Raw genomic sequence first — 12,484 nt, forward strand, 5'->3', positions numbered from 1 at the left:
TCCCTAGTTCTTCAGTCTCGGGTCTAAGGCATCACGGAGTCCGTCCCCTACGACATTTAACGATAGGATGGTCAACATAATTCCTAAACCTGGTATTACAGTAATGTGCCATGCATCTCTAATATAGGTCCTTGCATTTGACAGCATGGCTCCCCATTCCGGCATAGGCGGTTGAATTCCCAGCCCAAGGAACGAAAGCCCTGCTATGGACAAAATCGCACCGGCTACACCGAGGGTTGCTTGTACAATAATCGGCGCTAAAGAATTCGGAATGATATATTTGAATATTATCCTTGCGTCACCTGCGCCCACAGCTCGTGCTGCTTCGATAAACTCCTGATCTTTTATAGACATAACCTTTGCCCGGACAACACGAGCAAAAGTTGGAATATATGATATTGCAATGGCTATCAATATATTTACCAGGCCGGGCCCTAATGCTGCTACGATTGCAATGGCAAGCAATATTGACGGAATAGCCAGAAGTATATCCATAAATCTCATAATAATATTATCTACCTTGCCTCCATAAAAGCCTGAAATTGCACCCAGCGTCCCTCCTATGACAGTTGATGCTGCAATTCCTATTGCTCCTAAGAATAAAGAGTAACGAGTCCCCCATAACATTCTAAGTAAAATGTCTCTGCCAAACTCATCAAGGCCAAGGATATATTCTGCAGAAGGCCCCTTCAGCCTTAACGTTAAATTCTGGCTGATCACATATGTATCATAAATTCTTTTGTTTGTTGCAAAATCTATAACAGTTGTTGCCACTGAAATTGCTGTCAGCAATATAAGAAACCACATCCCAACCATGGCCAATTTATTTTGCTTAAACCTTCTCCACGATTCCTGAAATAAAGTCTTCTCTTTTCTTTGATCTTTTTCCACTTCATTCACCTCTTCTTCCTGCAGCCGATTGTACCTTGTACTGTGATTTAATTCTCGGATCTACATATGCATATAGAATATCGATCAATAAGTTAACAATGGAAAAAGCTACTGATAAGAATATTACGGCTCCGAGAACGGAAGGCGTGTCTTTCTTCTTGATTGCCTCTACCATGAAACGCCCCAGACCCGGCCAGGAAAATACGGTTTCGGTCAATACAGCACCGCCAAGCAGGTGTCCGAATTGAAGGCCAACTACGGTGATAATTGGGATCAATGCATTTTTCAGCATATGTTTTATAGTGATAGCGGATTCTTTTACACCCTTTGATCTTGCTGTATCTATGTAATCCTGCCTGATCACCTCAAGCATTGAGGATCTTGTCATACGCGTTACCATGGCGGCAGATCCTGCACCTAGTGAAACAGCCGGCAGTATCAGGCTCTTCAATACCCCGATGAGGCCTTGTCCCATTCCCTGAGAGGGCAGCCATCTCAATTTCAGAGAAAATACTATGACCAAAAGCAATCCAAGCCAGAACACCGGCATAGAAACCCCCATCAGCGCGGTTATCATGGAAGTATTGTCAATCCAGGTGTACTGCTTCTTCGCTGAGATTATCCCCACAGGTATTCCAATAAGCAGTGAAACAAAGATCGCTGCCGCTGCTAATATCAAAGTGTTTGGAAATCTATCCGCGATTTGATCCAATACGCTCAGTTGATTGCTGTAGGATTTGCCTAAATCTCCTTTTAGCAGGCCTCCCATATAGCGTACATATCTTACAATGAGCGGATCATTCAATCCTAATTCCTCCGTCAGCTTTGCTACATTTTCTGCGGTAGCATTATCACCTAAGATAATGGTTACCGGATCTCCCGGTGTTAACGCCATGATGAAAAATACGATAAAGGTTACCCCAATCAATACCGGTATTAACATAGCAAATCTCTTTAACACATATTTATGCATAATTGCTCCCTCTTCTCTTATTAACAGTATTCCAGTTCAGCCGGACTCAATAAATCCAGCCAAACTTTAGAAGACGTTATCCAGAAGCTCAGCGCTGCTGGATGAACTGACTTACAAGTGGTTTTTTTGCATACTATAATATTTATATAATTTCTTGCCTGTCTTTAAATAATGGTCATCGACAATCTTGCTAAAAATTTGCAATTGTTTCCTTATTAAGGCATTTTAATATCTCACAAGCCAGCCGCACTCCATTAGTATAATCTTCATAGGAAGATATTCCATAATGTGTATGTGCATAGCGAACAGGTATACCAATAACTATTGTCGGTATGCCATGTTCAGATAGATGTATGGCGGCCCCGTTGGTGGATCCGGACAAGCGCACCGCATCTTGTACGGGTATTTGTAATTTTTCTGCCATGTCAAGAGCGTATCTTTGAAACCTTGGATTTGTTATCATTTTTGCATCGATATGACGAAGCATCGGTCCCTTCTTAATAGCAGTCTGTACTGCGTATTCTTCAACGCATGTATCATCTGCCGGGCATCCTTCAAACACAATCGCTATATCAGGTTTTACAGTTCTTGCTGTAACCGTCGCTCCGCGCACACCGACCTCTTCCTGTGTAGAAATAGCGCCTACTACATCTACATTTAAATTGCAGCTCTCCAGCTCTTGCAATGTGCTTATAATTGCCGCACAACCAAGCCGACAGTCAAAGCTTTTTCCGATCATAATATCTTTTTTTTCATCATATTCGAATGCCGCATCAGGAACAATGGGTTCTCCCACACGGATTTTAAATTTCTCGATAGCTTCACGGCGTGAAGTAGCACCAACATCAACAGTGATATTATTCATTTCCAATGGTGCCTTTCTTTCCGTTTCACTCATAAAATGCGGTGGCTTACTGGTTACAATCCCGCGTATATACTTTCCTTCCGCGTTTCTTATCCATACCAAATGTGCGGGTATATTGCTTGTTATCCATCCTCCAATTTGAATAATATGCATTGTTCCATTGGGCCGAATGGATTGAACCATAAATCCAACTTCATCGCTGTGCGCGTCCAGTTGAACGATGGGCTGCTTTCCATTGTTGCCTTTTCTATAAATATAGAAATTGCGCAGACTATCTTCCTTTTGCTCACCGCAATCTTGTGAATGGGCACGAATCACGTTCACTGCCTCATCCTCAAAACCAGATACCCCCTTAGCATTCGAAATATCAGCTATCATTTCTAATGTCCTTTTTTTATCCATTTCTTTCTCCTATCCTTTTTGATTTTAACATAAAGCAGATTCTCTTAAATTTTTGCTTTCTATAATTCTTCAATAAGGCCGGCAATGTATTAAATATTTATTATAACATCGTCGGCAATTATTCACAATTTACCACCATTGTCTATATATTTCAATAATTCGACTTATTTTTTATATGCAACTCGACTTATTTCTTACTTTTATCCAGATTAGGTTGTTTATTAAATGAATTTAGCCTATAATTAACCTATTACAACAAGGGAGGAGAATTTCTGGATGAGAAAAGGAATTCTTATTATTACAAAAAGTTTGTCTACTCAGAACGGTATCTATAAATATCTGGAGCCGATCTTCCAGCCATACCTTCAAGTAGATGCAACCCTTTTCAGCCAACTCGACTCCGTTGACTGGGATAAATACGATCTTTTGATTTTTGCTTCACAGTCTTCGCTTCAACTGGTTCAGCCTATGCTTCCATCAAATATTAAAACAATCATATGTACACGAATATTGAATCACGCATACCTAAGCAAAATTCTGATCATACCGCCCGGATCAAAAGCATATCTTGTCAATGATGCAGAATTCTCGACATTGTTTGTTATTGACCAGTTAAAAGAAATGGGGTTTACCCAATATACATATGTACCTTTTTATCCAGGCTGTACGATACAGGATAAATCCATCAAATATGCAATTACCGCCGGCGAACCGCATCTTGTCCCACAAGGTATTCCGACTGTTATAGACATTGGCAATCGTATAGTAGATATATCTACTATACAGGAAATTGCTTTGCATTTTGATCTTCCTATTTCTCTGTCTAACGAAATAACCAAAAACTATATTATCCATATGGTTCAGATAATGAAACTATCCAATTATCAGTTGTCCATCTCATTGAGCACCCAAAAGCTGACTTCGGATATCATCAATTGTCTGAATATAGGTATTTGTGTATATGACGATTCAAATATTATAAAAATGTTCAACAAACATTTTATTAAACTATTTTGCCTGACAAAGCAATATCTGAACGATACAAATTTGGAAGCTTTGCTGAAGAGCCATTCACTCCCTACCACTTTTCTATCTATCTATAATACAGCAATGTATATACAAAACACTAACGGACAAACAATTCAGATAAAGACCGTAGAAATACCTTCAGATTCTCACCGGCATCTTTATCTCATGATGCTTAATGATGTAAAGGCAGAATCTATTGAACAGCAAGCCATATCTTATAAAGCAAATGAAAAGATAGCAGTTGACTCTCTTTATAGCTTCGAGGATTACATCACAAAAGATGCAGCGACACTGAAAATGGTGGAGAATGCCAAAAAAATCTCACTTACGGATTATCATATTGTTATATATGGGGAAAATGGTACAGGAAAAGAGATCCTTGCTCGAGCCATCCATAACAACTCACCGAGAAAGAACAATCCTTTTATTAGCATCCCAATCAAAACCCTTATATCTAACTATTTTGAAGCGGAGCTGTTTGGCTATGAAGAAGGAGCTTTTCCCGGAGCAAGAGAGGGAGGAAAGCCAGGCCTTATTGAGCTGGCGAACAACGGTACGCTATTCATTGATGGAATTGACCATATCTCCTATGATCATCAGCCTATATTGTTAAGTGCAATCAAAGAAGGAAAAATACGGCGCTTAGGAGGTACCACAGACATACCCATAGATATCAGGATTATCGCTTCTACTACTCAGGATTTATATAAATTAGTTGCTGAAAAAAAATTAATGAATGAATTGTTTTATAGCATCAACATTATGTCACTTTATACTGTTCCACTTCGCAACAGGCGTGATGATATACCAATGCTTTTTGAATATTATTTAAAAAATTTATTGAAAAGCTCAAAATTTGCATTTAAGTCAATCTGCTCAGACAGTCTTTATGATTTTCTAATGTCATATAGCTGGCCCGGCAATACAAGAGAAGTATCGAACTTATGCCGATATCTTACATGCATCGGAGAAAAAGGCAAGCTCAACATTAGTGATCTGCCTCGCTATATTATTGATAATTCAAATTTTGTATTGGATGATATCAGTGTCATAAATAAAGAAGTTATCAGATTTATTGATGCTAATCCGAAAATTGGCCGTTCAAAGCTATGTAAATTGATGAAAAATATTGATATAGAAATAACTGAAGGCCAGATGCGCAGTATCCTCCAAGAGCTCTCAGAAAAGAAGATAATTATAACAAATCGTACTCGCGGCGGATGCGAGATTACTGAATATGGGAAGCTATTGCTTTAATTTCTCCATCCAGATATGTTCACACTCTTTATAATTTCTGCATCGAGGAGGATATTGACAATACAGTAGACTTGGCATGAGAAAATAAGCTTTTTTGCCCGTTTTGAAAGGACAAGCTTTGGCTTTAAACGGGTATTGCCAATACCATTCAAAGTAACTTTGGATGGTATCGGCAATACTTTTATGTTCAGGCAAAATACATATAAATACTTCTTTTTACTGCGTATTACCTTGAAGTGCAATAACTTGCAAAACAGGATTCATATTAAGCCAGTTTCTAACCTTGTGCTGCTGCTTTGTTTGAAACTTTGTTCTTTTTTGACATTGCAGATGCAGCAATAGCGAATATGAAAACAAGGACAGAAGCAGCTGTCATAAGGAGCGAAGCAGACTTCCATCCGCCTGCGCCGTTAGCTGCACCAAGGATCACAGGAGTGGAAGCAAATACACCTATGTAGTACATCAAGTTAATAAAGGACATGCTGTAACCGATCAGGGCAGGACGCTCAGTAAGCTGGGGAACAATAATAAACACTGATGTCATTACCAAACCGCCTGGACATATGGCACTCACTATAACATGTGCGATATATGTACTTGCTGTAAGATATGGTATTGTAAGGCAAAGTACAATACATCCAATTGCACCGATCATTGCTACCGTAAAAGGCTTGCCTGTTTTCTCAACTACGATACCACAAATAATGCAAACAGGGATGCCGAACAAGCCGTTAAGACTCGAATAGAAATTGGCTTGTGTTTCCGGAAGTCCGTAATAGCCTGTAAAAAGCTGAGGATAACATGTAATGAAGCCGAATAGAACAAATGCCAGGCAAAGCTGGAGCAAGCACATAACAAGAACAGGGCCGTTCTTTAGTGCCTCACCAATTGAAGCACCGCTATCTAAAGGCACGGACTCATTGGCGATTGCGGAAACACGTTCGGGTATCCTTATAAAGAGGAGAACAAGAATGAAGCATACGGCAGCAACAGCAGCAATTGTCCACCAAAGCGCTTTAAGACCCATTGCATGCATGATCGGAATGCTTGCGTTCATAGCAATAAAATTTGCTGCTGCCGCAAAAGTATTAAATATACCTGTAGCAGTGCCCGCTCCACCGTCGGCAAACCATACGCTTATCATGTCTATTCCTACCATGATGATCATTGCATAGGAAATTCCCTCGATAACACGGCTGATCATCATAACATTAAATGAGTTTGCAAGAGCACCCATAACATTTCCGAGGACCAAAGATGCCATCAAAGCAAGCAACAAATTTTTCGAGCCTGTCTTTGCCATGATCGCTGCTCCGGGGACTGCAAGCACAATGCCCGCAACTGTAAACAAAGACATCAGCAGAGCAGCCTGAGAGACAGATACGCCAAGGCTTTCAGCTACCGAGCCTAATACAGCAGCTATTTTTAGCTGTGACAAGCCAACTGTAATAGAGGAAATTAACAAAATAATAAACATGAACCATTTATTTTGAGTTTTCATATTATACCTCCCATTTACAATTATTTAAAAAGTTATCTATATCAAAAATTTAGATGTAAGATACGTGCTGCATTGCGATAAAAATATTTATCCAGGGCTACAGGGTCTCCACCAAGTGCTTCTTCTGCACATTTGATATTACAATCGCAAGTATCAAAAGGCCAATCTGTTGCAAACATTACACGATCTTCCCCGAATAGCTCCACTGACTTAACGATATCAGCTGCACCACGATGACTCATCTCAACATATACATTCTTGTATCCGTTTTTCTTAACAGCCTCTGCCAATGCTTCCAGTTCTCCCCCGCATGAGCCGCCGCCGTGAGCAGGAATGATTACATAATCAGGGAATTTTTTGAGAAGTTTAAATGTATAATCCAGTGCACCATAGTTCAGATTAGTAAGAGACAAGTAGGGGGAATCAGCCTTATAGTAATCGTTGACGCCGCAATGATAGGAAATGGGCATGTCCAGCTCTCCAAATAGTTTTATCGGCGCTTCGCAGCGTTGATCTGTGATCTCTATATTTTGGATGATGGGATGGATTTTCAGGCCCTTGGCACCTAGTGCAATGTCTTTTTTAAGCTTTGCCATCATTTGTTCGTCAGGCAAATCAAAATCAGGACATGTAAATGGAATGAAGCGGGGATCCAGTTTGGAAGCCGCAAGCGCCTCCTCAAAACTTGTGTTAGGCATTATAGGCATTGAAACCATGTAACTTATTCCGGTCTTGTCCATAATTTCTCCAGTTGTAAAGATATTAGCGCGATCCCATATGCGGTACTGACCTGCGTCAATAAGTACATTTTGCGCCTCTATATCAGGTACAATCAGAGGGCGTGTGAAACCGGACTGTTCAAGATCCTCAAAAGGATCAAAACCATCGGGATGCTTGACAATACCCGGCCGTTTAAAAGCAATACTCTTGTTCTCATGGAAAATGTCGCCTAAATGAGTGTGAAAATCAATTATCCTTCTCATTTTATTACATCCTTTCTTTCTATTTTTCTTTAATCCAAGGCTTCGAAAAACTAATCATAGTGTGAAATAAATAAATTCAGAACAAAAGCCACTGCTCCGAATATCGCCATCGCAACGAAAGTAGTAAAATAAGAGCCGCTGGTTGTTTGCAGCACGCCCGCAAGAAAAGGTCCGAGAGGTGAAGCTATTATTATATTCATATTAATCATGGAAAAGTTCATGGCATAATTTTTATGTCCATAAAAGCTGCTTATCACAGTTGAATTGCATGGCATTATTCCACCATAAGAAAAGCCAGTGAATATATACCCTGCGACTAGCAGTGGGATGCTTCTAAATGCAAGGGCAGCCATTAGAACGAAACCAGAAACTATGAAGCTTGCGCTTACAATCATCATGGCTTTCTTTCGGCCTATTTTATCAAATATTATGCCTATCACAACACGTCCACTGCCATTGAATACAGATATAAGCCCGGTAAATACCGCCGCAGTCGCTGTAGATACTCCCATGTCTATAGCACAAGGTGATGCATGTCCTATCATCGCAAGACCTGCTGAAGTAAGCACCACAGCCCAAGTAAATATCATCCAGAATGAGGTGGTCCACAGCATCTCCTTTGTGGTAAAATCACGGCTTTGAACAGTATCATTTTGTCCTTTTTCCGCTTTAGGGAGTATGACTTCGTCGGAGGGCGGCTTAATCAGGAAAGAGCTGATTACGATCAAAGCAGCAAAAACAATACCTATCCCCGTAAAAGTATTCCGCCACCCTAAAATTTCAATAAGTGCTGTACTGGCTGTGCCAAGCGCCATGCCTCCAAAACCGAAACCCATAAGCAACACCCCGGACACAAGCCCTGTTTTATCAGGAAACCATTTGGTAACTGTGCTGATAACTGCATTATATGCAAGTCCAACACCAAAGCCTACAAAGCCGCCATAGCAAATATATAGTCCTATAAGTGAGCTAATACGCGCCGTTGCTAAAAAACCTGCAAGCACAAATATTGCGCACATCCATATTATAAAGCGAGGTGATTTACTTTTAGATATAATGCCAGATGCAAACCCCCCAATGCAAAACAGGCACATGCAGATGGTAAACGCCATTGAAGTTTCAGACCGGCTCCAGCCAAATTCTGCCTCCAGCGGTGCTACAAATATTGACCATGCATAAATCAATCCAAGGAACAAAAGCAAGATAAAGCCATTTATTACATATAGCCATCGTTTGCCGTTAATCACCTGAGGGGTGCTTTTCTTATTCTTATCCATAAAATCACTCTACCTTAATAAAGATGTTTGCCTGCTCTTGACCGCGCAAAACTCTCAATATTCCTGAAGCCATAGACTCCATCTCGTTCTCTCCCGGAATTACCTCAACAGGTGCAATAAAGCTTACACGCTCTATTATCCAGTCAGTTATCATTTTAGAGTGTGCAATTCCACCTGTTATAATAATTGCATCAACCTCACCGTGCACTACAGTTGCAAGACCGCCTATGAATTTGGATATATTGTGTGCCATTGCTTCATATATAAGCTCCGCATGTTTGTCACCGCCTGTAATTCTTTTCTCCACGCTGCGGGCATCATTTGTTCCCAAATGCCCCATCAGTCCGCCCCTGGTCTTGACATATTTGTAAAGAGTTTTAAAGTCCTTGCCTGCGTCTGCAGCCATTTCCAACGTCTGAAACAGAGGCAGCCCGCCTGTACGTTCAGGTGAGAACGGTCCTTCCTCGTCAGAAACCATGTCAATCATCTTACCCTGACGATGCAGAGAAATCGTTATTCCCCCGCCCAGGTGGGCAATTATGAGATTGAGCTTTTCATATGGAATACCTGCTTCAGCAGCATACTTATGTGCAGCTGCACGCATGTTAAGCGGATGTCCGAGGCTTTTGCGGCACATTTCAGGCAAGCCTGTGACCCTGGCGATCGGCTCCATCTCATCTACAGTAACAGGATCATACACATACGCCTTCAAACCTAATTCATTAGCTATTGCATATGCTATCGGAGCACCAAGATTTGATGCATGCTCATTTTGGGGCTTATAATGAAGCTGCCAGACCATATCATCGTTGATCTCAAAGGCACCGGCCGGTACCGGCGGCAACAATCCTCCCCGTGCAACCACGGCTGTTAGAGTATCACGAGTGATGCCCTTTTCCTCCATGGTTCTAAGTACAAGCTCCTTACGGTACTCATATTGATCAAAAATTTCGGCAAATGCCATCAAATCTTCCTTATCATGTTCAATAGTCTTTACGAACAACGGCAGTTCATCATCATAAACAGCTATTTTAGTGGAGGTCGAGCCTGGATTAATAGCTAAAATACGCTCTTTTTTCATATAACCTGCCCCCCTTTTCATTTTGTCATTGCTGCTGCAAGATTAAGAGCGAGATACTTTTCTTCCGCTGAAGAACCGCGTGAAGTAACTACTATAGGACATTTCGCTCCTATAATAAGCCCTGCCATTTTTGCCCCTGCCATCTCTACCAGGCTTTTCCCCAGTATATTCCCTGCTGTAATATTCGGCACCACGAGAACATCTACATCACCTGCACAAGGACTATCATATCCCTTTGTGACAGCACGCTCCTTTATCATTGCAATATCAAAGGAAATAGGTCCTTCAACGATGCATCCTTCTATTTCCCCATTTTGATTCATTTCTTTAAGCGCTGCTGCATCCACACTATCCTGCAGCTTGTGGTTAATTTTCTCTGATGCCGCAAGAATACCTACCTTTGGTTTGTCATATCCCATTGACCGCAAAGCTGATACCGCATTAATCACCACATCTCTTTTTTGCTCCAGTGTAGGGGCGAGAAGCATCCCACCATCAGTTGTGATAAGCAGCTTGTGATAGGAAGGGATTTGATTTATGGCAATATGGGACATAGTGCGCCCCATTCCAAGACCCGTCTCCTTGTTTACAACTGCTTTAAGAATGTCTGCTGTTTCCAGCTTGCCCTTCATGATAAAATCTGCTTTACCGTTGCGTACCAGGCTTACCGACAAAGCAGCAGCCTCCGAGAATTGCAGTGCATCATAAATATCTTCATCCGGAACGACGGCATTAAGCTTCTCAAGAATTTCAAGGATTTTTGCTCTATCACCTACCAGAACAGGCTCAACAACGCCCTCATCCCTTACCTTCAGCACAGCGTCCAAAGTATGCTCATCTTGTGCTGCCGCTACCACTACCCGTTTTGCGATAGCACTTGATTTTACATGAGTAATTAGCTCGTTAAAATTTTTATATACCATAATCTAGCTCTCCTTTATTTGATGCCGCACAGCCAAATGGAAGCTGAAAGCCCCATCTGCTGTGAGTGAACAGTATAATACAATATGATCAGGCCTCATAAACAACTTTACCGCCGCAAATTGTCATTACAACGTTTATGCTGCCGATCTCGTCTGCAGGGCATGTGAAGATGTCACCGTCGAGAATCTGGAAGTCTGCAACCTTGTTGACCTCAATTGATCCTCTGATATGCTCCATGTGCTCCTGATACGCACCATTGATGGTGTACATTTTGACGGCATCCTCACGCTTCATTCCCAGATCGGTGCGGGCCGAAACACCTGCCGGAGTTGTGCGCGTAACAGCAAACTGCATTCCCTGCCTCCAGTTCATAGAAAAACAAGTTGAATCTGAACCGCCTGTCTGAATTGCTCCAAGATCCGCATATGCTTGATAATTAAAGATTTCATCTCTATCAGAAAGAACGGGAGTGTTCCATCCAAAGACGATATTTGCCGCTGTAGGCTGTATCGCTGCAAGTATTCCGTTTTTCGCCATCTTTGCTGCGCATTTCTTCGTCTGATCATCAGCATGAATCAAAAAGTGGCGCAAATCCCTGCCAGGGTATAGTTGGTTTGCTTCTGCCATTGCATCAACGCATACATCCATTGAGCGTCCGCCCATTGCATGAATACCTATCTGCCACCCTTTACGATGGAGCTCAATAATCGTACGACGGATCTCCTCTGCCTGTTCCTCATTTGTACCATTCCAAGCACTTCTGCCTGCTCCTTCTGGGCGGTCGTACTCAGGGCGCAGCCACTGCGGGCCGCCAAGGTCAACAAAGAACTTGATTGCTTCTGCTTTTACCCAGTTTCTATCCTTAAGCACCGGCAGTTGTATACGGTCTGTCCCTCGAATAATCGCATCATAACTTGCTTCTCCAAGTATTGAAGAGAAGATGTTGATGTCAACACGTGCGGTAAGCTTGCCTTCTTCACGCATTTTTTCATATATGTTGATAACACGTGAGCCCCATGTTCCACGGAACAAGTGTTCCCCACCCTCGCCAAGGATATCATTGTGACTTGTGATACCCTGTGCATTTGCTGCCTTCTGTGCACGTATAATGCAATCTTCAAGTTCTTTATCACTGAGGATCGGGCAAGCTTTAAGCAGTATATTCTCTGCTCCCCATTCGACAAAGCGGCCTGTGAGCTCACCTTCGGTTGTTCGAAGGATAGAACCTACACTAAAAGGTACTTCCGGATAGTTCTTATCTATACCTGCCAATTCCAGGGCTTTGCTGTTGCATACAAGGT

General features: G+C 41.7%; 10 protein-coding genes. 1 reads left to right on the top strand and 9 read right to left on the bottom strand.

Translation table 11 applies throughout. The annotated features are described in order from the left end of the window. Positions 1–3 precede the first annotated feature (3 nt). The 3 genes from LJD61_RS12810 to LJD61_RS12820 all read right to left on the bottom strand — a co-directional run bounded on the left by LJD61_RS12810 (position 4) and on the right by LJD61_RS12820 (position 3,131). Positions 4–900 carry an ABC transporter permease gene (locus tag LJD61_RS12810; RefSeq protein WP_255227947.1) on the bottom strand — a complete coding sequence of 299 codons (897 nt, stop codon included), beginning with the start codon at positions 898–900 and terminating at the stop codon, positions 4–6. Then, the gene (gene nikB / locus LJD61_RS12815; RefSeq protein ID WP_255227948.1) at positions 893–1,864 is read right to left on the bottom strand and encodes a nickel ABC transporter permease; all 972 of its coding nucleotides are present in this window, start codon (positions 1,862–1,864) and stop codon (positions 893–895) included. The genes LJD61_RS12810 and nikB overlap by 8 nt, the downstream gene beginning before the upstream one ends. A gap of 190 nt (positions 1,865–2,054) precedes the next feature. Beyond that, the gene (locus LJD61_RS12820; RefSeq protein WP_255227949.1) at positions 2,055–3,131 is read right to left on the bottom strand and encodes a M42 family metallopeptidase; all 1,077 of its coding nucleotides are present in this window, start codon (positions 3,129–3,131) and stop codon (positions 2,055–2,057) included. Between the two features lie 276 nt (positions 3,132–3,407). Between LJD61_RS12820 and LJD61_RS12825 the strand changes: the two genes are divergently transcribed. Continuing rightward, a complete protein-coding gene (locus tag LJD61_RS12825) occupies positions 3,408–5,417 on the top strand; it encodes a sigma 54-interacting transcriptional regulator (RefSeq protein ID WP_255227950.1) in 2,010 nt (669 codons plus the stop codon). 277 nt (positions 5,418–5,694) lie between these two features. Here the strand turns inward: LJD61_RS12825 and LJD61_RS12830 are convergent, their stop codons facing one another. The 6 genes from LJD61_RS12830 to LJD61_RS12855 all read right to left on the bottom strand — a co-directional run. After that, positions 5,695–6,918: an MFS transporter gene (locus LJD61_RS12830; protein ID WP_255227951.1), complete on the bottom strand. Its 1,224-nt coding sequence runs from the start codon at positions 6,916–6,918 to the stop codon at positions 5,695–5,697. A gap of 41 nt (positions 6,919–6,959) precedes the next feature. Then, complete coding sequence (locus LJD61_RS12835; RefSeq protein WP_255227952.1) at positions 6,960–7,901, bottom strand: amidohydrolase family protein; 942 nt, start codon at positions 7,899–7,901, stop codon at positions 6,960–6,962. A gap of 50 nt (positions 7,902–7,951) precedes the next feature. Further along, positions 7,952–9,178: an MFS transporter gene (locus LJD61_RS12840; RefSeq protein WP_255227953.1), complete on the bottom strand. Its 1,227-nt coding sequence runs from the start codon at positions 9,176–9,178 to the stop codon at positions 7,952–7,954. A gap of 4 nt (positions 9,179–9,182) precedes the next feature. Beyond that, a complete protein-coding gene (gene buk, locus LJD61_RS12845) occupies positions 9,183–10,259 on the bottom strand; it encodes a butyrate kinase (protein ID WP_255227954.1) in 1,077 nt (358 codons plus the stop codon). 17 nt (positions 10,260–10,276) lie between these two features. Beyond that, positions 10,277–11,182, bottom strand: coding sequence for a phosphate acyltransferase (locus LJD61_RS12850; RefSeq protein WP_255227955.1), 906 nt, complete (start codon positions 11,180–11,182; stop codon positions 10,277–10,279). Positions 11,183–11,270: 88 nt separating this feature from the next. Then, a partial coding sequence (locus LJD61_RS12855; RefSeq protein ID WP_255227956.1) for an amidohydrolase occupies positions 11,271–12,484 on the bottom strand: 1,214 nt, incomplete at its 5' end.

The sequence above is a fragment of the Lutispora saccharofermentans genome (assembly GCF_024363565.1).
Taxonomy (GTDB): domain Bacteria; phylum Bacillota; class Clostridia; order Lutisporales; family Lutisporaceae; genus Lutispora; species Lutispora saccharofermentans.

Bases quoted from the DNA above. Each gene is read 5' to 3' on its own strand.
- nikB (WP_255227948.1), bottom strand. From the start codon at position 1,864: ATGCATAAATATGTGTTAAAGAGATTTGCTATGTTAATACCGGTATTG.
- LJD61_RS12820 (WP_255227949.1), bottom strand. From the start codon at position 3,131: ATGGATAAAAAAAGGACATTAGAAATGATAGCTGATATTTCGAATGCT.
- LJD61_RS12825 (WP_255227950.1), top strand. From the start codon at position 3,408: ATGAGAAAAGGAATTCTTATTATTACAAAAAGTTTGTCTACTCAGAAC.
- LJD61_RS12830 (WP_255227951.1), bottom strand. From the start codon at position 6,918: ATGAAAACTCAAAATAAATGGTTCATGTTTATTATTTTGTTAATTTCC.
- LJD61_RS12835 (WP_255227952.1), bottom strand. From the start codon at position 7,901: ATGAGAAGGATAATTGATTTTCACACTCATTTAGGCGACATTTTCCAT.
- LJD61_RS12840 (WP_255227953.1), bottom strand. From the start codon at position 9,178: ATGGATAAGAATAAGAAAAGCACCCCTCAGGTGATTAACGGCAAACGA.
- buk (WP_255227954.1), bottom strand. From the start codon at position 10,259: ATGAAAAAAGAGCGTATTTTAGCTATTAATCCAGGCTCGACCTCCACT.
- LJD61_RS12850 (WP_255227955.1), bottom strand. From the start codon at position 11,182: ATGGTATATAAAAATTTTAACGAGCTAATTACTCATGTAAAATCAAGT.